The organism is Ramlibacter sp. P4_H7 (assembly GCF_056400765.1).
Map to the genome: position 1 here is coordinate 50996 of NZ_JBFUKP010000011.1, position 25987 is coordinate 76982.

The following is a 25987-nucleotide window of genomic DNA, read 5'->3' on the forward strand; positions in this document are numbered from 1 at the left end:
GCGGCGCACGCGCCGCGGCACGTCACAGGATGTCGTTCAGCAGGTAGGCCGCGTTGTCCTTGATCTTGATGAAGATGCTGCGCTTGCGCCACTTCTCCAGCTCGATCTCCTCGGCGCGCGCCACGTACTTCTCGAAGATCGCGTCGAACTTGGCGGCGATGCCCTTGTCCAGCACGCCCAGCGTGATCTCGTCGTTGGTGTCGAAGGAGCGGTCGTCGAAGTTGGTGGAGCCCACCGCGCTCCAGCAGCCGTCGATGGTCATGATCTTCTGGTGCAGCAGGGTGTGCGGGTACTCGTACAGGCGCACGCCCAGCTTCAGCAGCGACTCGAAATGGCGGTGGCCGGCATGCTGCACCATCGGCGAGTCGGAGCCGCTGGTGGCGGGCATCAGCACGCGCACATCGACGCCGCGCTTGACCGCCGAGCCCAGTGCGTGGATCGCCTCGATCTTGGGGATGAAGTAGGGGTTCTGGATCCAGATGCGCTCGCGCGCCAGGCAGATCGCCGTGTGGTGCAGGATCTTCACGGCGGGCGCGGAGTTCTCCGGCTTCAGGTACGCGGCGAAGATCGGGATGTCGCCCACCTTGTCCAGCACCGGGAAGAAGTCGTCGCCAACGAACAGCTCGCCGGTCTCGCCCGCCCAGTTCTCGCTGAAGGCGCCCTGGACGCTGTGGACGATGGGCCCGTGCAGCCAGACGCTGACATCGCTGTTGTGCTCGTGGTCCTCGGCGTTCCCCAGCCAGTCGTCGGTGATGCAGTGGCCGCCGACGAAAGCCTCCTGCCCGTCGAGCACGCAGATCTTGCGGTGGTCGCGGTCGTTGAGCACGCCGATGGTGTAGATCGAGCGCTTGTGGAAGAACTTCACCTTGCAGCCGGCCTCGCGCATGCGCTGCACCATGTCGGGCTCCAGGGTCTTGCAGCCCTCGGCGTCCAGCATGATCCGCACCGGCACGCCGGCCTGGGCGCGGTCCTTGAAGGCGGCGGCCATGCGGTCGGACAGCTTGCCCGGCTTCCACAGGAAGGTCTCGAAGTGCACCGACTTCTGCGCCGCGCGGATGCGCTGCTCCAGCACGTCGTAGAAGTGGCCGTTCTCCAGCACGTCGACCGTGTTGCCGTCCACCGAGGTGCCGAGCGACAGGCCCGACAGCGAGGGCATGAGCTTGTCGATGCCGCAGTCGCTCTTGACCTGCAGCACCGGGCTGCGGTGGCGGCGGATCGACCAGATCACCACGATGAGCGCGGCGACGATCGCGAGCGAAAGCCAGAGCCAGAAGGACGGTTCCATGGGGCCGCATCGTGGCTGATCGGGTGCACGGCTGAGGTAGGACAAGGGCGCAAGCCCATACCGGCGGCGCCTGATTTCCGGGCGTACGGGATCACGCTGACGCGGGCGGCGGTGGCGGGCCGTAGACTGGCGCGGCCCTCTCTTCCATCCCATCCATGACGCAGTCCTCTCCGCGCTACGCCGCCCTTTCGCTTTCCACCTTCGCCCGCTCGGCGCTTGCAGCCGCCGGCATGCCCGACGACAAGGCGCGGGCCGTCTCCGACATCCTGGTCGAGGGCGACCTGATGGGGCACACCACGCATGGGCTGCAGCTGCTGCCCTCGTACCTGCGCGAGATCGAGGCCCGCTCCATGAACGTGGAGGGGCAGCCGGAGGTGATCCACGAAGCGCCGGCGGCGCTCACCTGGAACGGCCGGCGGCTGCCCGGTCCGTGGCTGGTGCTGGAGGCCATGAAGGCCGCGACGCAGAAGGCCAGGGTGTGCGGCACCGGCACCGTGGTGATCCGGCAAAGCCACCACATCGCCTGCCTCGCCGCCTTCCACCAGCGCGCCACCGACCAGGGGCTGATGATGATCCTGGCCTCCTCGGACGCGAACTCCGCGAGCGTCGCACCCTTTGGCGGGCTGGACCCGGTGTTCACGCCCAACCCGATCTCCATCGGCATTCCCACCAGCGGCACGCCGATCGTCACGGACATCTCCACCTCGGCCACCACCAACGGCCTGACCAACCGGCTGCACCAGGAAGGCGGCAAGCTGCCCGCGCCCTGGGTGATCGACGGGCACGGCCGTCCCAGCGACGATCCCGCCGTGCTGTTCCAGGAACCCAAGGGCACCATCCTGCCCCTGGGCGGCATGGATTCGGGGCACAAGGGTTACGGCCTGTCGCTGACGGTCGAAGCGCTCACCGGCGGCCTCGCCGGCTTCGGCCGCGCCGACCTCAAGCAGGGCTGGGGCGCGACGGTGTTCGTGCAGATCATCGATCCCGCGGGATTTGCCGGCGCGCAGCCTTTCCTGCGGCAGATGGACGAGGTCGCGCGGCAATGCCACGCGTCCCGCCCCGCGCAACCGGGGCGGCCGGTGCGCCTGCCGGGCGAGAAGGGAAACGCGCTGATGCACCGGCAGCGCGAGGAGGGCGTCACGCTGCACCCGGGCATCGTGGAGGCGCTGAAGCCCTGGGCAGAGAAGCTGAAGATCGCGCTGCCGCCGGCGCTTTAACTGGCGGGGCCTGCTGGCCAACCGCGCCACCACCATCCGCCGTCGATGCCGAAATCGCTGGGGTTCGGCTTCGCGCTCACCCCAGCCTACGGGGCTTCGCGCTCACCCCAGCCTACGGGACAGCCGCAGCAGTGGCGCGCGTCGCCGTAGGCTGGCGGTGAGCCCGCAGGCGAACCCCAGCGACCGCGCGGAGAAGCGAAGCTCACGCAGCCGCCGGTCCCGTAGGCTGGCGGTGAGCCCGCAGGCGACCCCCAGCGATCGCGCAGTGCCGAAGCGCTAAGCCGCCACCGCCGGCCTGCGCATCCGCACCAGCTTCAGCACCGGCGGCAGGAACCACACCACGCAGGTCACCACGGCCAGTCCCAGGGCGATCGGCCGCGCGAAGAACGCGCCGAACTCGCCGTTGGACTTGATCATGGAGGTGATGAAGTTCTCCTCCAGCATGCCGCCCAGCACCACGCCCAGGATGGCGGGCGCGATCGGGAAGCGGTTGGCCTCCAGCACGTAGGCCACGATGCCGGCCACGAGCATCACCCCCACCTCGAACATCGAGTTGTTGATGGCGAAGGTGCCGACGATGCAGAACAGCAGGATCAGCGGCATCAGCACGTTGCGCGGCACCTTCAGGATGCGCTTGGACACCTTGATGCACAGGATGCCCAGCGGAATCATGATGATGTTGGCGATGATGAACAGCAGGAACACCGCGTAGATGTTCTGCGGGTTGGTGGTGAACAGCGTCGGCCCCGGGTTCATGTTCTTCATGTAGAGCACGCCGATCACGATGGCCGTGATCGAGTCGCCGGGGATGCCGAACACCAGCGCCGGGATCCAGGCGCCCGCCAGGGCGCTGTTGTTGGCCGAGCCGGACTCGACGATGCCCTCGACGTGGCCGGTGCCGAACTTCTCCGGCTCCTTCGAGAATTTCTTGCTCATCGCGTATGACATCCAGGCCGCGATGTCCGCGCCGGCGCCGGGCAGGGCGCCCACGGCCGTGCCCAGCGCGCTGCCGCGCAGGATCTGCACCGGGTACTTCTTGGCCAGCTCCCACTGGCCCCGCATCACGTTGCCGACCTTCTCCACCACCAGCTCCGCCGGCGGGCTGGTGTCGACCACGAAGCGGATCACCTCCGAGATGGCGAACATGCCGATCATCATGGCGATCATGCCGATGCCGCCCGTCATCTCCGCGTTGCCGAAGGTGAAGCGCGGAAAGCCCGCGGGGTTGCCCAGGCCGACGCAGGCGACCAGCAGCCCCAGCATCAGCGTGATCGAACCCTTGAGCGGCTGGTCGCTGGTGATGGAGACCGCGCAGGTCAGGCCCAGCAGCACCAGCCAGAAGTACTCGAAGGAGCTGAAGTGCAGCGCGAATTCCGCCAGCGTGGGCGCGGCGACGATCAGCACCGCGGTGCCGAACAGCCCGCCGACGGCGGAGAACACCAGGCCCGCGCCCAGCGCCAGTTCGGCCTGGCCCTTGCGCGTCATGGCGTAGGCCTCGTCGGTGTAGGCGGCGGACGCCGGCGTGCCGGGGATGCGCAGCAGGCAGCCCGGGATGTCGCCGGAGAAGATCGCCATGGCCGTGGCCGTGACGATGGTGGCGATCGCCGGGATCGGCGCCATGAAGAAGGTCACCGGCACCAGCAGTGCGGTGGCCATGGTGGCGGTCAGCCCGGGCACGGCGCCGACGAACAGGCCGAACAGCGACGCCAGGATCATCGCGATGATGGTGCCCGGCTCGAACACCATGGCAAATGCCTGCAGCAGGGCGGCGCTCACCAGGCCACCCCCGTCAGCACGCCCCAGGGCAGCGGCACGCGCAGCAGCTTGTAGAAGGCGAAGTGCACCACCAGCGCCGCGATCACCGCGATCATCACCGCGCGCAGCGGCGGCACGCGCAGCACCAGAAAAAGCGCGAGCAGGACCAGCGTCGCCGTGATCAGGAAGCCCAGGCGGTCGGCGGCGACGATGTAGAACACGATCGAGCCCAGCAGCACCACCAGCGCCAGCCCGTGGCGCGGCGAACCCAGCCAGTCGTCGAAGGCCACCCAGGGCTGCTCGGCACGGTGGCGCAGGCCCTTGGCGATCAGCAGCGCGCCGCCGATGCACAGGCCCACGGCGATCAATCCCGGGAACAGCGCAGGCCCGACCGGCTGGCCGGGGATCTTGGGATAGCCCTGGATGGCGGCCAGCACGACCGCCCCCAGCAGCATCAGCAGCAGCCCGAAGACCGCGTCGTTGAGCTTCATTACTTGGCGATGCCCACGGCCTTCATCGTGGCGCCCAGCTCGGCGTCCGACTTCGCCATGAACGCGCCGAACTCCTGCGGACCGGCGTAGATGACGCCGAAGCCGCGGCTGTTCATGAAGTCGTGGTAGTCCTTGCTGTTGGCCACCTTCTGCACGGTGGCGGCCAGCTTGTCGCGCACGTCGTTGGGGATGCCCTTGGGCGCGACGATGCCGCGCCAGGCCGCCATCGTCCAGTTGCTGCCGATCGCCGCCTTGAGCGTGGGCACGTTGGGGTACAGCGCGGCCGGCTTGTCGTTCATGATCGCCAGGCTCTTCACCTTGCCGGCGTCGATCAGCGAGCGCGCTTCCGGCAGCGACACGGGCGCGATCTCGATGCCGCCGGCCACCATGTCCTGCAGGCCCGGCGCGGCGCCGTTGCTGGGCACCCAGGGCACGGAGGCCGGATCGATCTTCTGGTCCTTCAGCAGGCCCGCCAATGCCAGGTGCCAGATGCCGCCCTGGCCGGTGCCGGAGGCCTTGAACTTGCCGGGGTTGGCCTTGATCGCGGCCAGCAGGTCCTGCACCGTCTTGTAGGGCGCGTCGGCGCGCACCTGGATGCCGGCGGGGTCGGCGTTGACCAGGCCGATCGGCGTGTACGAGGCGCCGGTGAGCTCGGTGAGGCCCTGCCAGTGCATCATGCCGATCTCCACCGTGGCCAGGCCGATGGTGTAGCCGTCGGGTTGCGCGGAGGCGATCGCGGCGTGGCCGACGACACCGCTGCCGCCGGTGCGGTTGACCACCGTGACCGGCTGGCCCAGTTCCTTTTCCATCAGGCTGCCCAGGATGCGCGCGGTGGCATCGGTGCCGCCGCCGGCGCCCCAGGGCACGATCAGCGTGATGGGACGCGCGGGATAGTTCTGCGCGGCGACGGGCAGGGCGGAACAGGCAAGCGCGGCGAGCGCGCCGGCCATCAGCAGGCGGCGGGAAGGGCGGGTCATCCGGTGGTCTCCTTGCGTCGCGTGTTCGGGTTGGGGTGCGACTGCGGCCAATCTACGCCCGGCCCGCGCAGCCGCGTGCTAGGGACAACCGCAATGGATGCCGAGGCCCGGGCGACCCAAGCCCGCGCTTGATGCAACGCAAGGGGGCGGGCGCGGGTGGGCCTAGCATGGGCGGAACTCGACCTCGGCTGCACCATGCGACACCTCCTTTCGACCCTGTTCGCCCTCGCGGTCCTGGCGCCTGCGCATGCGCAGACGGCGGCGCCCAGCCGGGGCCAGCTCCTCTACGGCACCCACTGCGTCGAATGCCACACCACCCAGATGCATTGGCGCGAACAGCGGCTGGCGCGCGACTGGCCCAGCCTGAAGGCGCAGGTGCGCCGCTTCCAGGAACTGGCCGGCCTGGCCTGGAACGACGAGGACATCGATGCCGTGGCGCGCTACCTCAACGACACGATCTACCGCTATCCCGAGACGCAGGCGCGGCGCTGAGGCTGACTAGAATCCGCCGATGCGCAAGAGCGGAGGCGGCCTCGTCTATTCCACCGAAGCGGGCCGGATGTGCCCGACCTGCCGCCGTCCGGTGGCCCAGTGCACGTGCCGGCAGGCGGCGCGCGCCGTGCCTGCCGGCGACGGCATCGCCCGCGTGCAGCGGGAGAGCAAGGGCCGCGGCGGCAAAACCGTCACCATCGTGCGCGGCGCGCCGGTCGACGCGGCGGCGCTGGTCCAGCTGGGCCAGCAGCTCAAGGCGGCCTGCGGCTCCGGCGGCACGGTGAAGGACGGGACGATCGAGATCCAGGGCGACCATGTCGACAAGGTGCTGGCGCTGCTGCTGCAACAGGGCCTGAAGGCCAAGCGCGCGGGCGGGTAACAAGCCCTTACGGGGCCTGCCGAAAAGCCGTTACGCTGGCAGCCCGACTGTCGCGCCAAGCGACCGAGTCCTACACGGCTCAACCACACCCCCACTTAGATTCTTTCGGATGACCCCGGCCCTCGCCCGGGCCCAGGCCTGGGCCGTCGAAACCTCGCGCCGCGCCTATGCGCTGGCGCGGCGCCACCCCGTGCGCACCGTGCTGCTGGTGCCGGCGCTGCTGGTGCTGTACCTGCTGCTGCTGATCCCCCTGACGCCCAGCATCTCGGACCTGCGCAAGGTGAAGTCGGAGGTGCCCTCGGTGGTGATGTCCGCCGACGGCGTGGTGCTGGCGGAGTTCAAGCGGATCAACCGCCAGTGGGTGCCGCTGGCCAAGATCTCGAAGCCGGTGGTCGATGCGCTGATCGCCACCGAGGACCGGCGCTTCTACGAGCACCACGGCATCGACTTCCGCCGCACCGGCGCGGCGGTGCTGAACACGCTGCGCGGGCGGCGCGAGGGCGGCTCCACCATCACGCAGCAGCTGGCGCGCAACCTGTACCCGGAACAGATCGGCCGCTCGGTGTCGCTCAATCGCAAGGCCAAGGAAGCGATCACGGCCCTGAAGATCGAGTTCGTCTACTCCAAGCAGGAGATCCTGGAGACCTACCTCAACACGGTGCCCTTCCTCTACAACGCGTTCGGCATCGAGATGGCCGCGCGGACCTACTTCGACAAGTCCGCCGACAAGCTCGACGTGCTGGAGAGCGCGACGCTGATCGGCATGCTCAAGGGCACTTCGTACTACAACCCGGTGCTCAATCCCGAGCGCGCGCGCGACCGCCGCAACACGGTGCTGGACCAGATGGTCAAGTACGGCAAGCTCGATGCGAAGCGCGCCGAACTGCTGGCGGCGCGGCCGCTGCGGGTGGACTTCGAGCGGCAGGGCGAGCAGGTGGGCATCGCCCCGCACGCCGCGCAGCAGGTCAAGAAATGGCTCATCACCTGGGCCGACCGCGAGGACTACGACCTGTACGCCGACGGGCTGGTGGTGCGCACCACCATCGACACGCGGCTGCAGAAGGCCGCCAACGCCGCGGTCACGCGCCAGCTGCACCAGCTGCAGGAGCTGGCCGACCGCGGCCGGCGCAAGGGCGAGGAGCGACCGCAGCTACAGGCGGGCTTCCTCGCGCTGGACCCGCGCAGCGCGCAGGTGAAGGCCTGGGTGGGCAGCGGCGACTTCACCAAGGAACAGTTCGACCACGTGAACCAGGCGCGGCGCCAGCCGGGCTCGACCTTCAAGCCTTTCGTGTACGGCGCCGCCTTCGGGCTGGGGCTGACGCCCGAGGACACCTTCGTCGACGAGGTGGTGACGATCCGCGACCGCGGCGGCGCCGTCTGGAGCCCGCGCGACACCACGCCGCCGACCAACCAGCCGATGACGCTGCGGGACGGGCTGGTCCAGTCCCGCAACAGCATCACGGCGCAGGTGATGCAGCGCGTCGGGCCGGAGCGGGTGGCCGAGCTGGCCTTCAACCTGGGCGTGCGCGAAAGCAAGCTGGAGCTGGTGCCCTCGCTGGCCCTGGGCACCAGCCCGGTGACGCTGCGCGAGATGGTCACCGCCTACGGCACGCTGGCCAACAACGGCCTGTACCTCGGCGACCCGCAGCTCATCACCCGGCTGGAAGACCGCAACGGCCACACGCTGGCGCTGTTCACCCGGCCCAAGCCGATGGAAGTGCTGCCCAAGCCGCGCGCGCTGCAACTGCTCAACGTGATGCGCGGCGTGGTGGACGAGGGCACCGGCGCGGCGATCCGCACCCGCTACGGCATCCAGGCGGACGTGGCGGGCAAGACCGGCACCACCCAGGACAACTCGGACGGCTGGTTCATCCTGATGCACCCGCAGCTGGTGGCGGGCGCCTGGGTCGGCTTCAACGACAACACCGTGACGATGGGGGAAAGCTGGGGGCAGGGCGCCCGCAGCGCGCTGCCCATCGTCGGCGAGTTCTTCGGGCAGGCCCTGCGGCTGCGCGCGGCCGATCCGCGGGTCGAGTTCGACATTCCGCGGCCGCGGCCGAAGCCGCGCGAGCCGGCGCCGCCGCGCGACCCCGTGCAGGACCTGGTCCACGATTTCTTCGGGCGCCTGGTCCGGATGATCCAGTGACGCGCGCTGATTACAATTTCCGGTCATGGCGGCTCCCCGCGAACCCGGTCATCCCGAGCTGGTGCGCCTGCACGCCGAATGGCAGGCGCGCCTGACGCGCCTGCGCGTGCACGAGCAGCTGCTGTCCGACGCGCTGCTGCTGCTGGCCCGGGGCGAGGGCCCGCGGCCCGACGCGATCATCGACGAGGTGGTGCAGATGCGCGCGGAATGCTCCGCCGCCTTCAACCGCCTGATGGATGCGGCGAAGGCATGAGCTCCAGCGCCTGGTACACGCGCAGCGCGGCCCAGGCGTCGTTGGCGGCATAGAGCAGCTGCGCCGGCGTCAGTTCGCGCTGCGCCCAGTTGGAGGTCGCGGCCCGCTTGGACTTGAGGTAGCGCTTCTCGAACAGCACCGCCACCGCCGCCTTGATCCCCATCTGCCGGCGGTAGCCCCGCTCGCGGAACACCGTGTCCAGGTCCAGCACCTCGCGCGGCTGCACGCCCAGCTTGTGGGTGATGCGGCGGGTGTCGTCGCGCAGCCCGAACCCCGCCTTCACGCTCGCCTCGCGCGCCAGCAGATCGCCCGCGATCGCGCGGCACGCCGGGTCGTGCAGCTGGAACACGTAGGCGTGCTCGAGCGTGGCCAGCTGGATGATGTGCGGCCCCTCGGACGCCTGGCCGACCTCGAAGGTCGGCCGCGACTCGGTGTCGAAGCCCCAGACCGGCGCTGCCTGCAGGGCGCCGGCGGCCTGCTCCGCCTGCGCTTCGGTGCGGACCAGGACGATGCGGTCGAGGCCGAGCCGCTCGAAAGGTTCGAGCAGCGCGATCTCTTCAGGGGAGGGCAGCGGCGGCGACATGGACGGCCCGCAGTCTACCTGTCGCGCCGGGCGCGACGGCGGCGCGTCGCCCGCGCGACTGGGCCGGCCCCTTCCTAGGGCACAGGAGCATTCACGCTGCCGCGCGCCGCCTCCAGAATGGTTGCATGCCAACCGGCATCGCATTCCTCCAGGAGATCCCCATGCATCGCACGCGCGTTCGCGCCCTGGCGGCAATCGCCGCCTTCACGCTGGCCGCCGCCACGCCCCTGAGCTTCGCGCAGGCCCCGGCCGCCTGGCCGACCAAGCCGATCCGCATCATCGTGACCTTCCCCCCGGGCGGCGCGCCCGACACGCTGGCACGGGTGCTGGCGGAAAAATGGGCGCCCCTGGGCCAGCCCATCACCGTGGAGAACAAGCCCGGCGCCGGCGGCAACATCGGCGCCGACATGGTGGCCAAGGCGGCGGGCGACGGCCACACGCTGGTGATCGGGACCGTCGGCACGCACGCCATCAATCCTTCGCTGTACGAGAAGATCCCGTACAACAACATCAAGGACTTCACCCCCATCAGCTTCCTGGCCTCCACGCCCAACCTGCTGGTGGTGAACAAGAACGTGCCGGCCAACAACGTGAAGGAGCTGGTCGAGCTGGCGAAGAAGCAGCCGCTGTTCTTCGGCTCCTCCGGCAGCGGCACCTCGATCCACCTGTCCGGCGAGCTGTTCAACACCCTGGCCGGGGTGAAGATGCAGCACATCCCGTACAAGGGCCGGGCCGAGGCGATTCCGGACCTGCTGGGCGGGCGCATCCAGATGATCTTCGACAACATGCCCTCGGCGCTGCCGCTGGTGCAGGAGGGCAAGCTGAAGGCGATCGCCGTGACCAGTGCGCAGCGTTCGCCGGCGGCGCCCACGATCCCGACCATCGCGGAATCGGGCCTGCCCGGCTTCGAGGCGACCTCGTGGTTCGCGCTGCTCGGCTCGCCCGGCATTCCGCGCGACGTGCAGATGCGCATCAACGCCGAGACGCTCAAGGTGATGGCCATGCCCGACGTGAAGGACAAGCTCGCCAAGCTGGGCCTCGACCCGAACCCCGGCACGCCCGAGGCCCTCGCCACGCTGATCCAGGCCGAGACGACCAAGTGGGCCAAGGTGGTGAAGGAATCCGGCGCCAAGATCGAATAGGCAACCAGGACACCGAACCATGCTCACGCTCCACGGCTCCCCCATCAGCAACTACCACAACAAGGCCAAGCTGGCCCTGTTGGAGAAAGGCATTCCCTTCGAGGAGAAGATCGTCAACTTCCGGGACAAGGACGCCGCGTTCTACGAACTGTCGCCGATGGGCAAGATCCCCTTCCTCACGACGGAGCAGGGCTGCCTGTGCGAAAGCCAGGTGATCCTCGACTACCTGGAAACGGTGTACCCCGAGCCGCCGCTGCTGCCCAAGGATCCCTTCGAGGCCGCCAAGGTGCGCGAGCTGGTCACCTTCCTGGACTGGCACCTCGAGATGGCGGCGCGCCAGCTCTATGGCGCCGCCTTCTTCGGCGCGCCACCCCTGAGCGAAAGCAACGCCGCGCGCATCCGCCGCGAGATCGAACAGAAGATCGCCGGCGTCAAGCGCCTGCTGAAGATGGCGCCCTATGCCGCCGGTGACACCTTCACCATGGCCGACTGCGCCGCCTTCGTGGACCTGCCGGTGGTGGGCCTGGCCACCAAGGCGATCTACGATGAAGACCTGCTGCTGGCCAACGGCGTCGACTACAAGGCCTACGTGAAGTTCATCGGCGAGCGCCCGACGGCGCAGCAGGTGGTGGCCGACCGCAAGGCCGTCGCGGCCAGGAAGTGATGGCCGACGCCCGCAAGGTTGCGCTCGTCACCGGCTCCGGCACCGGAGTCGGCGCGGCGGTCGCGTTGCAGCTGGCGCACCGCGGCTGGAACGTGGTGATCAACTATTCGCGCAGCGCCACCGAGGCCGAGGCGTCCGAAGCCGCCTGCCGCGCGGCCGGAGCCGACACGCTGTTGCTGCGCGGTGATGTGGCGGTGGACGCGGACTGCCGCGGGCTCGCCGCGGCGGCGGTGCAGCGCTGGGGCCGCATCGATGCGTTGGTGAACAACGCCGGCATGTCGGTGTTCGGCGAAGCGGCGGCGTGGGACGCGCTCGATATGGATGCCTTCCAGCGCATCTACGCGGTCAACACCGTCGGCGCCTTCCAGATGGTGCGCGCCTGCCTGCCGCAGCTGAAGGCCGGCGCGGGCTGCATCGTCAACGTGTCGTCGATCGCCGGCGCGCTGGGCATCGGCTCCTCGGTGCCCTACATCGCGTCCAAGGGCGCGCTCAACGCCATGACCCTGCACCTGGCGCGCACGCTGGCGCCTGACGTGCGCGTCAACGCGGTGTGCCCCGGGCTCATCACCAGCCGCTGGTTCGCCCAGGGCATCGGCCAGGAGGGCGCGGACCGCACGCGCGCCGGCTTCGAGCGCGCGGCGCCGCTGGGCCGTGCCTCCTCGCCGGAGGACGTCGCCGGCGCGGTCGTCTGGCTGATCGAGGGCGCACCGACCATGACGGGCGAGCTGCTGCTGCTCGATGGCGGCATGCACCTCGGGCCGCGCACGCCGCCGCGCTAAGCTCGCGGCATGACACCCGAATTGCTGCTGCGACACAACGACGAGGCCACGCTGTGGCCCGAAGCCTGCGGGCTGGACGTGGGCGTGGCGTACGAGCGCGCGCTCAGCGTGCGGCAGCTGCGCATCCGCCGCGGCGAACAACCGCGCGGCTTCAAGGTCGGCTTCACCAACCGCACGATCTGGCAGCGCTACGGCGTGTACGCGCCGATCTGGGGCACCGTGTGGAACACCACGCTGACCTTCTGCGAAGGCGAGGGCGAGCTGGCGCTGGCCGGCACCTGCCAGCCGCGCATCGAGCCGGAATGCGTGTTCGGCATCAAGGCGACGCCACCGGCACGTGCGACGCTGGACGACCTGCTGGCCTGCATCGAATGGATCGCGCCCGGCTTCGAGATCGTGCAGTCGCATAGGAAGGACTGGAAGTTCGTGGCCGCCGACACCGTCGCGGACAGCGGGCTGCACGGGCTGCTGCTGGTGGGCCTCAAGATCGGCGTGAATGGCCTGCCGCGCGAGGCCGCGGCCTTCGACGCGCTGCTCGCGGCCGACCGCATCACCCTGCAGCGCGGCAGCGAACGCATCGACGAAGGCGTGGGCGCCAACGTGCTCGATGGCCCGCTGCATGCGCTGGCCCATTTCCTGTCGGAACTGCGCAACATTCCGGGCGCACCCGACCTGCAGCCCGGCGACGTCGTCACCACCGGCACCTGGACCGACGCTTGGCCGGTGCAGCGCGGCGAGACCTGGCGCGCCGAGTTCGGCGCGCCGCTGGCGCCGCTGACCGTGCGCTTCGTCTGAAAGACTCCATGAACGCTCCCGCTCCGCAGGATTGCCTCGCGGCCACGACGCACGTGGACAGCGACCATCCCCAAGTGCGCGCCTTCGCCGCGCGCCATGCCCGCGGCGCGAGCGCGCGCGAGCAGGCGGTGGCGCTGTACTACGCGGTGCGCGACGGCTTCCGCTACGACCCTTACCGCGTCGACCTCGGCACCGAGGGCATGCGCGGCAGCTCCGTGCTGTCCGCCGGCCATGGCTGGTGCGTCACCAAGGCGGCGCTGCTCGCGGCCGCCTGCCGCGCCGCCGGCATCCCGGCCCGCCTGGGCTTCGCCGACGTGCGCAACCACCTGTCCACCCAGCGCATGCGCGAGACCATGACCACCGACGTGTTCATCTGGCATGGCTACACGGAACTCTGGCTGGACGGCGCATGGCGCAAGGCGACGCCGGCCTTCAACATCGAGCTGTGCGAGCGCTTCGGGCTGCTGCCGCTGGAGTTCGACGGCGTAGGCGACTCCATCTACCACCCGTTCGATCGCGCGGGCCAGCGGCACATGGAGTACCTGCGCGAGCGTGGCAGCTTCGCCGACGTGCCGCTGGCGCAGATCCTGGAGGACTTCCGCCGGGTGTATCCCGGCTGGCTGCACGGGCCCGCAACGCGCAGCGAACTGCAGCAAGGCGACTTCCTGGCCGACGTCGCGCGCGAGCCCGGCACCCGCTGAGCCTGTGGCGCCAGGACGGCGGCGGCCGACCGCCGCGTTCGCCGCGCGACTACACGCCGGGCGCCGCGGCAGGGCTACGGTAGGGCATCCCACATGGAGCCTTGCATGCCCAAGCAATCCCTGATCCTGCGCGTCCTCGCGCTGGCGCTGCCGCTGAGTTTCGCGGCCGCCCCGGCGGTGCACGCCGCCACGTCGCACAAGGCGACGCACGCTTCGTCGACGACGCCCGCGAAGAAGGCCGCGTCCTCCGTCATCGTCCCGCCCGGCTTTCCCGCCGACGCGACGCAGCACATCCAGCAGTTGAACGCCGACACCGCCACGCCGGACCTGAAGCCGGGGGCCAAGGGGCCGGCGGTGATCCGCGCCCAAGTCCTGCTGGACCGCAACTGGTTCTCGGTCGGCGAGATCGACGGCAGCTTCGGCAGCAACATGAAGAAGGCGCTGGCCGCGTTCCAGGCCGCCCGCGGCCTGCAGGCGACCGGCAACGTCGATGCGCCGACGTGGACTGCGCTGGGTGCGCAGCAGGCACCGGCCTTCGCGGTCTACACCGTCACCGACAAGGACGTGGCCGGACCCTACACGGCCATTCCGCAGGACCCAGTCGCGCAGTCGCAGCTGCCCGCCATGGGCTACCAGGACATCAACGAGGCGCTGGGCGAGCGCTTCCACATGAGCCCGAAGCTGCTCGCGGCCCTGAACCAGGGGCGCAACTTGCAGGCGGGCCAGGGCATCGTGGTGACGGACGTGGGCCGGGCGCTCGCCATGCCTGCGAAGGCCGCATCGCTGCGGATCAACAAGAGCGAACAGATGCTCTACATCCTCGGCGCCGACAACCGGGTGATGGGCGCCATGCCGGTGACCATCGGCGGGCAGGAGTTCCCGCTTCCGGATGGCACGCTGCAGATCACGGCGCAGGCCAGGAACCCGGATTTCAGCTATGACCCGTCGCTGCTGCGCCATCCCAAGGCTGATAAGAAGGTGCGGTTGCCGCCCGGCCCGAACAGCCCGGTGGGCGTGATGTGGCTGTCGCTCAGCAAGGAGCACCTGGGCATCCACGGCACGGCCGAACCGTCGCAGATGGCCCGGGCGGAAAGCAGCGGCTGCGTGCGGCTGACCAACTGGGACGTCGTGCGACTGTCGACCGTCGTCAACAAGGGGATCAACGTGGAGGTGCAATCGTGAAGCGCTGGCACCTCTCCCTGCTCGCCGCGGCGGCGGCGCTCGGCCTGCAGGCCTGCGACCAGCAGCCGCCCCACACCACCGTCACGCCACCCACGGCCTCGCTGCCGGACAGCGCGCCGCTGAACGCGGCGAGTGGCAGCACCGCCGCCGCGCCCGCGGAGGTGCCGCCGGCGCCCGCGGTGGATGCGCAGGCCGCGGCATCGGCGACGGCGACCGATCCCCAGGCCGCGGCTTCGGCCGGCGGCACGCCGGCGATCACCGCCGGCACGCAGCCCACGACCTCGGGCGACAACCCGGTGCCGCCGACGGCTTCGGCCGATCCCGCGGCGGCCGCGGATACGTCCACCAGCACCGCTTCCACGGCGCCGGCATCGACCTCGCCGACGCCGGAGACCAGCAGCATGGGCGGTCCTGCCGCGCCGACCGTCGCGCCCCCCGCCGCAGCCGGCGTGCCCGATGGAACCGCAGCCCCGACCGAGCTCGCACGCTTCTTCGATGAAGCGAGCGGCGGCACGAAGACATCGGCGGCCGGCAAGAACGGCACCGCAGCGGGATCGACCTCCGGCACCGCTGGCACGAAGACGGGTGCGACCCCCGGCGACATGAAGCCCAAGGCCAAGGCCGGCGACAAGGTGTCGGCCGACCTGCCGGCGGTGCGCAACCCGGGCGATCCGCAAGGCGCGCAGCTGCTCGCGCAGCGCGCGCTCGAAGTGCCGGTGGTCGGCATCAAGCCGGCGACGCTGACCGACCAGTACGACCAGGGACGCGGCAATCGCCGGCACGAAGCGATCGACATCCTCGCGCCCACCGGCACGCCGGTCGTGGCGGTGGACGACGGCCGCATCGCCAAGCTGTTCACCAGCAAGGCCGGCGGCCTCACGATCTACCAGTTCGACGCGACTTCGCAGCTGGCCTATTACTACGCCCACCTGCAGCGCTATGCGGACACCGTGCGCGAAGGCATGGACGTCAAGCGCGGCACCCTGATCGGCTATGTCGGCGCGACCGGCAATGCCGACGACAAGGCACCGCACCTGCACTTCGCGGTGTTCCGCCTGAACACCCCGCCCAAGTGGTGGCAGGGCGAGCCGGTGAACCCGTACCCCGCACTGGCCCGCGCACAACCCGCGGTTCAGGTCACGGAGCGCTGAACCAGGGGGTAGGCGCGGGCGATCGCCACGTACAGCAGCGCGCCGATCGCGAGCAGGGTGCTGGCGATCCACAGCGACACGGTGAAGCCCTCCGCGGCGCTCGCGCTGTGCGCCACCAGCCAGGCGGCCAGCGGCGGCCCGGCGATCTGGCCGAGGCCGTACATTGCCGTGAGCAGGCCCATGAAGCTGGTGGCCTGCTGCGAGCGCACCCGCCGCGCCTCCTGCATCGCGAAGAAGGTGATGGCGGTGAACGGCAGGCCCAGCAGCAGGCTGCCGAGGGCGAAGCCGGCCAGCGTGGGACTCACCAGGCTGGAGGCGACGCCGATCGCCTGGATCGCGTAGCAGGCCGCCAGCCGCAGTCGCAGGTCGCCGCCGGGCCGCAGCCGCGAGGCGCCGAGTGCTCCCAGCATCACGCCGACGCCGAACAGCGGCCAGAACAGGTCCAGCCAGGGCGACCCCGGCAGCGCCTGCCGTGCGATCACCGGCAGGAAGGTGGCCGTGATGATGTAGCCGATGCCGGCGATGCCATAGGCCAGCGTGAGCAGCGCCATCTGCCCGCTGCCGGCCCGCGCGGCGGGAGGCGCGTCCTTGCCCGGACCGGTGCTGGCCGGCATCGCCGCGATCCCGCGCCGGGCGTCGAACACGCGCCAGACGCTGGCCGTGAGCGCCGCCGCCAGCACCCCGAAGGTGAGCCAGCCCGCAGCCGCCGGCGCCTGCAGCGCAACCAGTCCGCTGGCGGCCAGCCCGCTGGCGACGATGCCGCCGCCCGGGCCGACGTAGATCAACGCGCCCATCGCCGGCAGCTGGCGGCGTGCCAGCTGCTCCAGGCACCATCCGGACGTGTAGAGGAACACCACCGCGCTGGCCACCCCCGCGGCAAAGCGCAGCAGGGGCCAGGCCGCCGGCAGGTGCACCGCCATCCCCAGCGTGAGCAGCACCGTGGCCACCAGGCCGGCGCGCACGAGTTTCGGCCCGTTGACCGTCGCGGCCCAGCCCACTCGCCGCCAGATCCAGGGCTGGAAGGTGCAGGCCAGGGCGCCCAGCAGGTAGCCGAAGTAGTTCGCGCTGGCCAGCAGGCTGGCGCCGGCGAGCGTCACCGAGCGCTCGGACAGCATCAGGGGCAGCAGGGGGGTGAAGGCGAAGCGGCCGATGCCCATCGCGACCGCCAGCGACACGAGGCCGGCGAGGGCGATGGCCACCGGCCGGGGGGCGGGGAAGGCGGTCATGCGGCGCGGAGTTTCGCATGCGGCGTTGGCTGACGCGGCCGTGCGCGGGGCTTGGCTAGGATGCTGATCCATGAAGATCCTGCTCGCCCTGCGCCCCTGCAGTCCGGGACTGTCCCGCCGCCTGGCGGCCGACGATGGACTGGCACGCGCGCTCGGCGCCAAGCCCAACCCCGCGGTCGGTTTCCTGTTCCCGCGTTTCTTCGATGCCTCGGGCCCGGTGCTGCCCCGGCTGCTCGCGCTGGCCGAGGGCGAGGCCGTGAGCTTCCTGCGCGACCTGCAGTGCAGCCCGCCGGAACTGGCGGGCTGCACGCACTTCGAGGCGGTGTGCCGCTCCTCCATCGGCCAGACGCGCGCGGACTCCAAGGCCACGATGGCGGCGTACCACCAGGACAGCCTGCACCCGACCGCGAGCCGCTGGGCGGTGCGGCTGCCGCAGCGCATCTACCTGAGCAAGCCGGTGGCGGACGGCGCCATCAGCCACGTGGACGAATGGACCGGCGAGTACGTGCTGGGGCCGCAGGCCGCGCAGGCGCTGCGCGCCAGCGGCCTCACCGGCTTCGAGCTGCGGCCGGTGCTGCACCACAAGAACGGCGAGGCGAGCGAGCTGGGCGAACACCTGGTGGCGCGCGCACTGCTGCCGGCGGCGCTGGAGGACGGCACCACCTTCGAAACCTTCGACGACGGCCCGCGCAAGCCGTCGACGCCGCGCCGCTATGGCCTGCTGGCCTATCCGGCGGGGGCGCTGGCCGAAACCCCGGATCTGGCGCGCACCGCGGAGCCCTGGGGCGCCTGGCGCACGCCGGCCTGGATAGCCCGCCAGCGGGCGCGCGCGTGGTTCGAGGCGCAGCAGGTGCGCGGCTGGAAATTCCAGCCGGTGCTGGAGGCCGGCGGCCGCCTGCACGCGGAGCACACGCGCCGCTGGGACGAGCTGCTCGGCACGCTGCGCGCGGCCGGCGCCAGCGTGCTGGCCTGAGCGCGCGTCAGCGCGCGACCAGCACCGGGATCGCCGATTCGGCGACCACCTTGCTCGCCACGCTGCCCAGCATCAGGCGGGCGACGCCGGTGCGGCCATGCGAGCCGACGACGATCAGGTCGGCCCCGACGTCCTTGGCGCTCTGCACGATGCCCACCGAGGCACCGACGTCTTCGGCGAGCCGCGCCCGGAAGGCAACCGCGGGCGCCTTCTCGCACAGCGCCGCCACCTTGTTGTGGGCCGCTGCCGCGTGTTCCAGCGCCGCCGACATGTAGGCCTGGAAACCGAGCGGATTGGACTCGCCCACGCCCAGGTAGGGGTAGGGATCGACGACGTACAGCGCCGTCAGCGTCGCGCCGTGCACCCGGGCGAGGTCGATGGCCAGCTGCGCGGCGTGGTCGGAGGCGGCGGAGCCGTCGGTGGCGAGGAGGATGTGCTTGAACATGGCGGGACTCCCGGGAAGTTGCATGGACGCCATGGTGCAGCGTGCAGTCGGCGCTTCGGTTGACGTGCATCAATTGCGGGGACGCCCCTGAGGGCAACATGGTCTTGTACGAGCCATGGAGAGGGCCACATGAGGATCCAATTCACCGACCTGTCGCCAGCGGAAGCCGAGCTGCCGATCACGTCGTTCACGCGCTGCCACCTGGGCATCGTGTCGCAACTGCAGGCGACCGCGCGGCTGCCCGAGCTGGTCGATGCCGCGAACCGCGCCCGCAAGACCGCTGCCCAGACCCTGGACCTGTTCCGCCAGACCGTGCTGCCGCACCACGCCGAAGAAGAGGCCGAACTGTTCCCGGCCGTGCTGCGCGCCTGCAATGAGCCGGAGCGCGAACGCGTGCAACCCATCGTCGACCGGCTCACTGCGGAACACCGCGCCGTGGAGGCGCTGTGGCGCCAGATCGAGCCCGCCGTGCGGGCCGCCGCCCGGGGCATCGCACCCGAAGTGGACGCCGAGGCCATGGAGGAGATGGTGCGCAAGGTGCTGCGGCACGCACGCTACGAGGAGACGGTGTTCCTGCCACTGGCCGAACGCATCCTCTCGCGCAACGGCGACCACATGGAAGCCCTGGGCCTGGCGCTGCACCTGCGGAATGCGCCGCTGGTGGTCGGCTACATCTGAGGCACGCCGCATCCCACCGCGATAATCCGCGGCATGGCCTTTCCCCTCGACGGCTCCTCCATCACCCACGGCATCCAGCTGGCCGTGGCGCCCGTGTTCCTGCTCACCGCGGTGTCCGGGATGATCGGCGCGGTGGCCGGCCGGCTGGCGCGCATCATCGACCGCGCCCGCGTCGTGGAGGACCGGTCCCGCGAAACGACCGACCCGGCCTGGCTTGCGCGCGCCGCGCGCGAGCTGCAGCAGCTGCGCGTGCGCGGCATGCTGGCCAATGGCTGCATCGCGCTGCTTGCCAGCTGCGCGCTGCTGATCGGGGTCACGATCATCGTGCTGTTCCTGGGCGAGACCAGCGGCATCCAGATCAGCCGGTGGGCCGTCGCCTGCTTCCTGCTGGGGGTCGCCTGCTTCCTCGCGGCGCTGCTTTGCTTCCTGGCGGAGACTTTCCTTGCCACCCGTCTGCTGGACTTCCGGGTTCACCCGCATGGGGGAGGTCCGCCCGCTTGAAGCGGCCCGCGGCGCGGATTAGCATGCCCCTGCCGCCTGCGCGGTCTGGAGGTGCCATATGCCGCAGCTGATTGCGAGCGTCAAGGGAGTCGAGGTCAAGCTCGTGTACCTGCACAAGGACCGCACGACGCTGGGCCGCAAGCCGGGCAACGACATCGTGCTGGACACGATGGTGGTGAGCGGGGATCACTGCGCGTTCGACCTGGTGGGCGTGGCCGACGTCTTCCTGACGGACCTGGCAAGCACCAACGGCACCTACGTCAACGACCGCATGGTCAAGGAACGCACGCGCCTGCACGACGGCGACGTGATCGCGATCGGCCCCTACCGCATCCGCTACCTGCAGGCCAGCGAGGCGCCCAGCACCTTCGGCGGGACGCTTTCGTTCGCGCCCGATGCCGTGCCGCTGCATGGCGTGTTCACCGTCGAGACGGGCACGTCCGCGGGGTTGGAGGTGCCGGTGGTGAAGGCCGTCACCACCTTCGGCAAGCCGGGCGTGTCGGTGGTCTCCGTGGCGCAGCGCCGCGGCGCCTACTTCGTGACGCACCTGGGGGGCGCCAATCCCGCGGAGCTCAATGGCCTGGCCATCGGCAGCGACCCGGTCATGTTGTCCGACCAGGACGTCCTGGACCTGGCCGGCACGCGCATGCGGTTCCAGCTGCGCGAATGAAGTGCACAATCCCCGCATGGGCCTGATCGGCAAGTTCTTCAACAACGGCAAGGAAGGCGCGCCCGGTTCCGCGAGCACGCAGTTCCGCGAGAGCGAGCCGGACACCGACTCGGGGCCTTCCCGCAACGCGCGCAAGCGCGAGCTGGTGCAGATCGTGCTGCGCGACACGATGCGCAAGCACGGCGTGCCCTCGGACTGGGTCGAGTGCCGGATGCTTTCCAGCGTCAGCCGCACGGGCCGCCATGGGCTGCATGTCAATTTCGTGGTCAAGCAGGCGCACGACCGCCTGCTGGCCTACGTGTTCGCGTTCCAGGACAGCTTCGAACGCGAGCTCTCCCGCTTCGAGCCGCGGGCGCGCGACTGGCTCCTGACCATCGGCTGGGAATTCCAGGGCTTCAATGCCAAGGAAATGCCGGACCCCAACACCTGGGCCGCCAGCGGCCCGGTGTCGCTGCACGCGCCGCTCGTGCAGGCGGACTGGTTGCCCGAGGCGAGCGGCTTCGGTGCGGATGCCGTCGACGAAGCCCTCGATGACGCGGAGCCACCCAAGACGGACGACGACGTGCAGCGCGACCTGCGGGCGCTGTTCGCCATCCGCGATGCCGCCATCGCCGACACCGACCCGGGCCGTCCACGGCGGCCCGATCCCGACGAGTTCCAGTCCACCCAGGCTCTGGGCGACGACCCGAAGAAGTAGCGGCCGCTTGGCGGGCCATTTCCCCGAGTCCGCAAGGGTTGTATCGGGTCGCAACACAAGCGGCCCAGACGCAACCGCCGGGTGCATTCTCCCTGTTTGCTTTTCGCCTGGACATACACGCGAGCCGTGCCTTCCCCTGGAGCATCGCTCGCGTGTACTACACAAAGGACGTTCCATGAAAAAGATGAATGGGAGCGCAAGCGCGTTGCGCTGGTTCGCCCGAGTCGGCAGCGTGGCAGCGGCGCTTGTCCTGGCTGCTTGCGGTGGCGGCGGCGGGGGCGGCGACGTCGTCGTCGGCGGCAGCGGAGGGAGTACCGGCGGCGGAGGGAGCACCGGCGGCTCGGTCGCCACCGGCACGCTGCAGATGTCCATCACGGATGCGCCAGCCTGCTACCAGAGCGTCGTCGTCAACGTCGCCAAGGTGCGGGTGCACATGAGCGACGACAGCAACACCGGCGACAACGACGGCGGATGGCAGGACATCGTCCCGCCGAACGCGCCGGTCAGGATCGACCTGCTGAACCTCACCAACGGCCAGATCAACCCCCTGGGCACCTCCGTCGTGCCGGCCGGCAAGTTCCACCAGGTCCGGCTGGTGCTCGCCGCCACGGGCAACACCGTCACGCCGGTCGGCGGCACCCCGCAGCCGCTGAAGACGCCCAGCGGCCAGCAGAGCGGCCTGAAGATCAAGGCGGACTTCGACGTCCTGCCCAACGCGCTGAACGACATCCTGTTGGACATCGATGCCTGCAAGTCGATCGTGCACACAGGCTCCGGGACCTACATCCTGAAGCCGGTGGTGCGCGTGTCCGCCAAGCCGAGCGGCACCATCCAGGGCTTCGTGACCAGCACCGTGGTCCTGGGAACGACGACCGCGACGCTGAACAGCATCAACGTGTCGGCCCAGCAGAACGGCACCGTGGTGCGGTCCACCATCCCCGACGCGAACGGCCGGTTCATCCTGTCCTTCCTGCCGTCCGGCACCTACACCGTCGTGGTGACAGGCGATGGCGTGCAATCCGGCGGCGTGCTGGACACGACCAAAGGGGCCGCCACCCGCGTGATCGACAGCGTCCCCGTGCTCACGTCCACGGTGAACCTCAACACCTCGACCAGCACCTTGGTGCTGAGCACGTCGCCGATGAGCACGGTGACCGGCACGGTCACGGCGAGCACTCCCACCGGCACGACCACGGTCAGCGATGACGCGCTGGCCTCGGCGATGCAGACTGTGAAGTCGCGCCTGGTGCAGGTCAACGCCACGCGCCTGGACGACGACACCGGCAAGTACGCCCTGCACCTGCCGGTCGGGGCGCCGGAGTTCCAGCTGTTCACCCTGCTGCCGGTGCCTCTGCCGTTGCCGGCGTCCATCACCGACCCGGCCGCGGCTGGCATCTACACGATCCGGGTTTCCGGCGAGACCCTCGCGACCAAGGAGGCGCCGGCGAACATCACCGGCGGCCCGGCGGTCGTGAACTTCTCGTACTGACCGGGCTTTCCTCCGGCAAGGGGCCTGCCAGCCGGATGGCCCTTTTCCCTTGCGGCCCCCAAGCTCTTGCCCGCCCCGGCGGACCGTGTTGTCTCGGGGCTGAATGGGGTGTGTCAGTTCGCAACAAAAGCGGCCCAAGAGCAACCGCCGAGCTGCATTCCCGCTCTTTGCGTTACGCCTGGACACCCCGAGCCGTGACTTCCCAAGGAGCATCGCCCGCGTGTTCTACACAAAAGGAAGTTTGATGAAGAAGATGAATGGGAGCGCGTTGCGCTGGTTCGCCCGCGTAGGAAGCCTGGCGTCGGCAGTCGTGCTGGCGGCCTGTGGAGGTGGCGGTGGCGGCGGCGGCGGGACGCAGACTGGCACGCTGAAGCTGTCGATGACCGATGCGCCGGCATGTTATGAGCACGTCATCGTCAACGTCGAAAAGGTGCGCGTGCATATGAGCAGCGACACCAGCACGAGCGACTCGGATGGCGAATGGCGCGACATCGTCCCGCCCGGTGCGCCGGTCCAGGTCGACCTGGTGAATCTCACCAACGGCCAGCTCCAGGATCTCGGAACGTCCGTGCTGCCCGCCGGCAGCTACCACCAGCTGCGCCTGGTCCTGGCCAACTCCGGCAACTTCGTGAAGCCGATCGGGCAGCCCCAGCAGCCGCTGAAGACGCCCAGCGGCCAGCAGAGCGGCCTGAAGATCAAGGCGGACTTCACCGTGCTGGCGGATCAGGTCAACGGCTTCCTGATGGACTTCGACGCCTGCAAGTCTGTCGTCGTGGCCGGTAACTCGGGACAGTACATCCTGAAGCCGGTGGTGCGCCTGACGGCCCTGCCCACGGGCACGATCCAGGGCTTCGTGACCACCACCATGGCACTGGGCACCGGAACCACGACCCTGCCCATCATCAACGTGTCCGCGCAGCAGAACGGCGCTGTGGTCCGATCCACCATTCCGGATGCCTCCGGCAAGTTCAGCCTGGCCTACCTGCTGCCCGGTACCTACACGGTGGTGATCACCGGCGATGGCGCCGCGGGCGGCACCGTCGGCGCGGCGACCCGCGTGGTGGACAGCATCCCGGTGGGGACGTCGACGGTGAGCATCAACACCAACACCACGACCAGCACCATCGTCCTCAGCTCGTCGGCGATGAGCACGGTGACCGGCACGGTCTCGCCGAGCAGCTCCATCGGCACCACGACGATTGCCGATGAGGCGCTGGCCTCCGCCATGCAGACGGTGAACTCGCGCCTGGTCGAGGTCAACGGCACCCGGGTCGGCGACAACATGCAGTACGCCCTGCGTGTGCCGGTGGCGGCGCCTCAGTACCAGCTGTTCTCCGCGGGCGGCCTGCCGGCGCCCACCGCCGATGCCGGCGCTGCGGGCAAGTACACCATCCGCCTGTCGGGTGCGGGTCTGCCCACCAAGGAGACGCCGGCCGACGTCACCGGCGGCCCGGCGGTCGTGAACTTCTCGTACTGACCCGGGTTTCCTCCGGCAAGGGCCTGCCAGCCGGCAGGCCCTTTTTTCTTGCGGCCTGCAAGCTCTTGCAATCCGGCCGCGCCAGCCTCACCTCCGATGCATGAACACCACCGCCTCCACGAACCTGATCATGCTGGCGCGCATGCTCGAGCGCCTGGACCGCAGCAAGGTCGCCGTCGACCCGCAGCAATACCGGGCCGTGGTGGATCACTTGGCGGACACCCTGCGCACGGCGCCGCACGACGCCGGCCTGGAAGCCGTGCTGGAAGGCTCGCCCGCGACCGCGGAGCTCTACGAAAACCTGCAGTACGAGCACGCCGGCCTCTGCCGCTCGCCCCTGGAAGCGGGCCTGAACGCCGAACTGGACGCGCGCGCCGTGATCGACAAGGCGCGCCGCAGCGCCGCTCAGCCGAAGAGCTGAAGGTTCTCGTAGCCGCGCCCGCCGGGGAGCGACTGCACCAGCGCGAAGCCGGGCCGCGCCTGCCAGCGCACGGGCGCCGGCGCTGGCTGCGCACCGAAGGCCTTGCGGGCCAGCGTCACGTGCGGCCGGTAGCGACGCACGTCTACGGGCAGGCCGATGCCCTCCAGCCGCTCTCCCAGCCTGGCATGCAGCCGCGCCAGGGCGGGAGGCACCTCGCCCGCCTCCAGCACCGCGATGCCGCCCGGCCACACCTGCGGCCGGTCCAGCAGCAACTCGCAACCGTCCCACGCCAGGTCCAGGCCCTTTTGCAGCGCCGGCACCAGCCCGGCATCGACCGACCCGAGGAAATGCAGCGTGAGGTGCAGCCGCTCCGGTGGCGTCGGCCGCGCGGTCGCCGGCCACGCCCAGGATTGCGCGCGCGCGAGCAATGCGGCCCGCGTCGCATCGGACGGCCACAGCGCGAGGAACAGGCGGACGGTGGGAGGGGTGGAAGGAGCGGCCATGCCAGGCAAAAAAGAAGAGCCCCGAAGGGCTCGAACGCTCGAAATCGTTTCCGGATCCGCAGCGGGACCCCAGGCCGGCCGCTACGGTGCCATCCAATGTACCGGGCGGGTCCGCGCAGGCAAGCAGGGGAAACCCAAGGGTATGGCGCCGTGCCCGCTGCAGCCCAATGTGGGCTGGAGGCGGTCCGGCCAAAGCGGCCGCGCGGCTGAGCCTCAGAGCTTCGGGATCCGCAGCGTCTTGCTGATCATCAGGCTGCCGGACAGCACGAACAGCAACGCCAGCGGGTGCAGGTTCCAGGGACCGAGGTCGAGCACGCCGCCCCACAGGCGATCGCCCAGCGCCCCCTGCCACGCGGCCCAGGCGAGCACGCCGGTCAGCACCACGCTGGTGGGGATGGGCGTGCCTTCGAAGTACTTCACCTTGCCCGACTCATCGCCGGCCAACTGCTCCGCCGTCACGTTGTAGCGCGCCAGCCGGCTCACGCCACAGCAGACGAAGTAGATCAGCGCCGCGGCGTCCCAGCCGCCCTGCATGCCCGCCGCGAAGGCGAGGGCGGCCGGCGCCATGCCGAAGGAGATCACGTCGGACAGCGAGTCGAGTTCGCGGCCGAGCGCCGAATGCTGGTGCCGGGCGCGGGCGATGCGGCCGTCGAGGACGTCGAAGATGAAGGCCGCCGGCGCGAGCGACGCCGCCGCCAGGAAGTGGGCGCGGTCGCCGCTGGCCATGTACATCATCGCGAGCAGGATCGCGCCGACGCCGCAGGCGGCATTGCCCAGGGTGAAGAAGTCGGCCAGGTGGAATTCCCGGACCATGGAGAAGTGGCGGCGCGCCGCGGTGCGTTCCATCGGATCGTCCTTCATGCTCATGGGGCACATTAAGCTCCAGCTTGGGCCGCAACCGTCGTCCCCTCGCCG

General features: G+C 70.1%; 29 protein-coding genes. 20 read left to right on the top strand and 9 right to left on the bottom strand.

The features are described from left to right. Positions 1 to 22 precede the first annotated feature (22 nt). Positions 23 to 1285 (bottom strand): phospholipase D-like domain-containing protein, encoded by a 1263-nt coding sequence (locus tag AC1DSA_RS16000; protein ID WP_477890900.1) that lies wholly within the window; start codon positions 1283 to 1285, stop codon positions 23 to 25. A gap of 155 nt (positions 1286 to 1440) precedes the next feature. On the opposite strand from AC1DSA_RS16000, the gene AC1DSA_RS16005 reads away from it, so the two are divergent. Beyond that, a complete protein-coding gene (locus AC1DSA_RS16005) occupies positions 1441 to 2502 on the top strand; it encodes an Ldh family oxidoreductase (RefSeq protein WP_477890902.1) in 1062 nt (353 codons plus the stop codon). Positions 2503 to 2778: 276 nt separating this feature from the next. On the opposite strand, the gene AC1DSA_RS16010 is transcribed toward AC1DSA_RS16005, so the two are convergent. Genes AC1DSA_RS16010 through AC1DSA_RS16020 form a run of 3 tightly spaced genes read right to left on the bottom strand, consistent with a single transcriptional unit; the run spans position 2779 to position 5725 of the window. Then, positions 2779 to 4278: a tripartite tricarboxylate transporter permease gene (locus tag AC1DSA_RS16010; protein ID WP_477890904.1), complete on the bottom strand. Its 1500-nt coding sequence runs from the start codon at positions 4276 to 4278 to the stop codon at positions 2779 to 2781. Beyond that, on the bottom strand, positions 4275 to 4748 hold the full coding sequence (locus AC1DSA_RS16015; RefSeq protein ID WP_477890906.1) for a tripartite tricarboxylate transporter TctB family protein: 474 nt from the start codon (positions 4746 to 4748) through the stop codon (positions 4275 to 4277). The genes AC1DSA_RS16010 and AC1DSA_RS16015 overlap by 4 nt, the downstream gene beginning before the upstream one ends. Then, positions 4748 to 5725 carry a tripartite tricarboxylate transporter substrate binding protein gene (locus AC1DSA_RS16020; protein ID WP_477890908.1) on the bottom strand — a complete coding sequence of 326 codons (978 nt, stop codon included), beginning with the start codon at positions 5723 to 5725 and terminating at the stop codon, positions 4748 to 4750. Before AC1DSA_RS16020 ends, AC1DSA_RS16015 begins: the two co-directional genes overlap by 1 nt. A gap of 195 nt (positions 5726 to 5920) precedes the next feature. Between AC1DSA_RS16020 and AC1DSA_RS16025 the strand changes: the two genes are divergently transcribed. The 4 genes from AC1DSA_RS16025 (at position 5921) to AC1DSA_RS16040 (ending at position 8995) form a co-directional block, all read left to right on the top strand. Further along, a complete protein-coding gene (locus AC1DSA_RS16025; protein ID WP_477890910.1) occupies positions 5921 to 6217 on the top strand; it encodes a c-type cytochrome in 297 nt (98 codons plus the stop codon). Between the two features lie 19 nt (positions 6218 to 6236). Then, positions 6237 to 6596, top strand: coding sequence for a translation initiation factor Sui1 (locus tag AC1DSA_RS16030; protein ID WP_477890912.1), 360 nt, complete (start codon positions 6237 to 6239; stop codon positions 6594 to 6596). A 109-nt stretch (positions 6597 to 6705) separates the two neighbouring features. Next, the gene (locus tag AC1DSA_RS16035) at positions 6706 to 8742 is read left to right on the top strand and encodes a penicillin-binding protein 1A (protein ID WP_477890914.1); all 2037 of its coding nucleotides are present in this window, start codon (positions 6706 to 6708) and stop codon (positions 8740 to 8742) included. A 25-nt stretch (positions 8743 to 8767) separates the two neighbouring features. Further along, positions 8768 to 8995: a hypothetical protein gene (locus tag AC1DSA_RS16040; protein ID WP_477890915.1), complete on the top strand. Its 228-nt coding sequence runs from the start codon at positions 8768 to 8770 to the stop codon at positions 8993 to 8995. Here the strand turns inward: AC1DSA_RS16040 and AC1DSA_RS16045 are convergent. Continuing rightward, positions 8964 to 9578: a 3'-5' exonuclease gene (locus AC1DSA_RS16045; protein ID WP_477890917.1), complete on the bottom strand. Its 615-nt coding sequence runs from the start codon at positions 9576 to 9578 to the stop codon at positions 8964 to 8966. The genes AC1DSA_RS16040 and AC1DSA_RS16045 overlap by 32 nt on opposite strands. 161 nt (positions 9579 to 9739) lie before the next feature. Between AC1DSA_RS16045 and AC1DSA_RS16050 the strand changes: the two genes are divergently transcribed. The 7 genes from AC1DSA_RS16050 (at position 9740) to AC1DSA_RS16080 (ending at position 15992) form a co-directional block, all read left to right on the top strand. Next, complete coding sequence (locus AC1DSA_RS16050) at positions 9740 to 10720, top strand: Bug family tripartite tricarboxylate transporter substrate binding protein (protein WP_477890919.1); 981 nt, start codon at positions 9740 to 9742, stop codon at positions 10718 to 10720. A 19-nt stretch (positions 10721 to 10739) separates the two neighbouring features. Next, complete coding sequence (locus AC1DSA_RS16055; RefSeq protein WP_477890921.1) at positions 10740 to 11384, top strand: glutathione S-transferase family protein; 645 nt, start codon at positions 10740 to 10742, stop codon at positions 11382 to 11384. Further along, positions 11384 to 12163 (top strand): SDR family NAD(P)-dependent oxidoreductase, encoded by a 780-nt coding sequence (locus AC1DSA_RS16060; RefSeq protein ID WP_477890923.1) that lies wholly within the window; start codon positions 11384 to 11386, stop codon positions 12161 to 12163. The genes AC1DSA_RS16055 and AC1DSA_RS16060 overlap by 1 nt, the downstream gene beginning before the upstream one ends. Positions 12164 to 12172: 9 nt before the next feature. Then, positions 12173 to 12958, top strand: a complete 786-nt coding sequence (locus tag AC1DSA_RS16065) for a 2-keto-4-pentenoate hydratase (protein ID WP_477890925.1) — start codon at positions 12173 to 12175, stop codon at positions 12956 to 12958. Positions 12959 to 12966: 8 nt separating this feature from the next. Continuing rightward, the gene (locus tag AC1DSA_RS16070; RefSeq protein WP_477890927.1) at positions 12967 to 13659 is read left to right on the top strand and encodes a transglutaminase domain-containing protein; all 693 of its coding nucleotides are present in this window, start codon (positions 12967 to 12969) and stop codon (positions 13657 to 13659) included. A gap of 105 nt (positions 13660 to 13764) precedes the next feature. Then, on the top strand, positions 13765 to 14841 hold the full coding sequence (locus tag AC1DSA_RS16075; RefSeq protein WP_477890929.1) for a L,D-transpeptidase family protein: 1077 nt from the start codon (positions 13765 to 13767) through the stop codon (positions 14839 to 14841). Continuing rightward, a complete protein-coding gene (locus AC1DSA_RS16080; protein ID WP_477890931.1) occupies positions 14838 to 15992 on the top strand; it encodes a M23 family metallopeptidase in 1155 nt (384 codons plus the stop codon). The genes AC1DSA_RS16075 and AC1DSA_RS16080 overlap by 4 nt, the downstream gene beginning before the upstream one ends. Here AC1DSA_RS16080 and AC1DSA_RS16085 read toward each other — a convergent pair. Further along, entirely contained in the window at positions 15974 to 17218 is a 1245-nt protein-coding gene (locus AC1DSA_RS16085) for a YbfB/YjiJ family MFS transporter (RefSeq protein ID WP_477890933.1), read from the bottom strand. The genes AC1DSA_RS16080 and AC1DSA_RS16085 overlap by 19 nt on opposite strands. Before the next feature lie 70 nt (positions 17219 to 17288). On the opposite strand from AC1DSA_RS16085, the gene AC1DSA_RS16090 reads away from it, so the two are divergent. Beyond that, a complete protein-coding gene (locus tag AC1DSA_RS16090; RefSeq protein WP_477890935.1) occupies positions 17289 to 18191 on the top strand; it encodes a hypothetical protein in 903 nt (300 codons plus the stop codon). A gap of 7 nt (positions 18192 to 18198) precedes the next feature. Here the strand turns inward: AC1DSA_RS16090 and AC1DSA_RS16095 are convergent, their stop codons facing one another. Beyond that, the gene (locus AC1DSA_RS16095) at positions 18199 to 18660 is read right to left on the bottom strand and encodes a universal stress protein (protein WP_477890937.1); all 462 of its coding nucleotides are present in this window, start codon (positions 18658 to 18660) and stop codon (positions 18199 to 18201) included. A 105-nt stretch (positions 18661 to 18765) separates the two neighbouring features. Between AC1DSA_RS16095 and AC1DSA_RS16100 the strand changes: the two genes are divergently transcribed. The 7 genes from AC1DSA_RS16100 to AC1DSA_RS16130 all read left to right on the top strand — a co-directional run bounded on the left by AC1DSA_RS16100 (position 18766) and on the right by AC1DSA_RS16130 (position 24569). Next, a complete protein-coding gene (locus AC1DSA_RS16100; RefSeq protein ID WP_477890939.1) occupies positions 18766 to 19314 on the top strand; it encodes a hemerythrin domain-containing protein in 549 nt (182 codons plus the stop codon). Between the two features lie 33 nt (positions 19315 to 19347). After that, positions 19348 to 19815 (top strand): DUF2721 domain-containing protein, encoded by a 468-nt coding sequence (locus AC1DSA_RS16105; RefSeq protein ID WP_477890941.1) that lies wholly within the window; start codon positions 19348 to 19350, stop codon positions 19813 to 19815. Positions 19816 to 19873: 58 nt separating this feature from the next. Next, on the top strand, positions 19874 to 20485 hold the full coding sequence (locus AC1DSA_RS16110) for an FHA domain-containing protein (protein ID WP_477890943.1): 612 nt from the start codon (positions 19874 to 19876) through the stop codon (positions 20483 to 20485). 16 nt (positions 20486 to 20501) lie between these two features. Then, on the top strand, positions 20502 to 21182 hold the full coding sequence (locus AC1DSA_RS16115) for a hypothetical protein (protein ID WP_477890945.1): 681 nt from the start codon (positions 20502 to 20504) through the stop codon (positions 21180 to 21182). Positions 21183 to 21357: 175 nt separating this feature from the next. Then, on the top strand, positions 21358 to 22671 hold the full coding sequence (locus AC1DSA_RS16120) for a DUF4382 domain-containing protein (RefSeq protein ID WP_477890947.1): 1314 nt from the start codon (positions 21358 to 21360) through the stop codon (positions 22669 to 22671). Positions 22672 to 22915: 244 nt separating this feature from the next. Further along, positions 22916 to 24148, top strand: a complete 1233-nt coding sequence (locus tag AC1DSA_RS16125; RefSeq protein ID WP_477890949.1) for a DUF4382 domain-containing protein — start codon at positions 22916 to 22918, stop codon at positions 24146 to 24148. Positions 24149 to 24248: 100 nt separating this feature from the next. Then, positions 24249 to 24569: a hypothetical protein gene (locus tag AC1DSA_RS16130; RefSeq protein ID WP_477890950.1), complete on the top strand. Its 321-nt coding sequence runs from the start codon at positions 24249 to 24251 to the stop codon at positions 24567 to 24569. Here AC1DSA_RS16130 and thpR read toward each other — a convergent pair. Then, positions 24554 to 25072: an RNA 2',3'-cyclic phosphodiesterase gene (gene thpR / locus AC1DSA_RS16135; protein ID WP_477890952.1), complete on the bottom strand. Its 519-nt coding sequence runs from the start codon at positions 25070 to 25072 to the stop codon at positions 24554 to 24556. The two genes, AC1DSA_RS16130 and thpR, sit on opposite strands and share 16 nt — an antisense overlap. A 213-nt stretch (positions 25073 to 25285) precedes the next feature. Then, positions 25286 to 25939, bottom strand: a complete 654-nt coding sequence (locus tag AC1DSA_RS16140) for a CDP-alcohol phosphatidyltransferase family protein (protein WP_477890954.1) — start codon at positions 25937 to 25939, stop codon at positions 25286 to 25288. Positions 25940 to 25987: the final 48 nt, after the last annotated feature.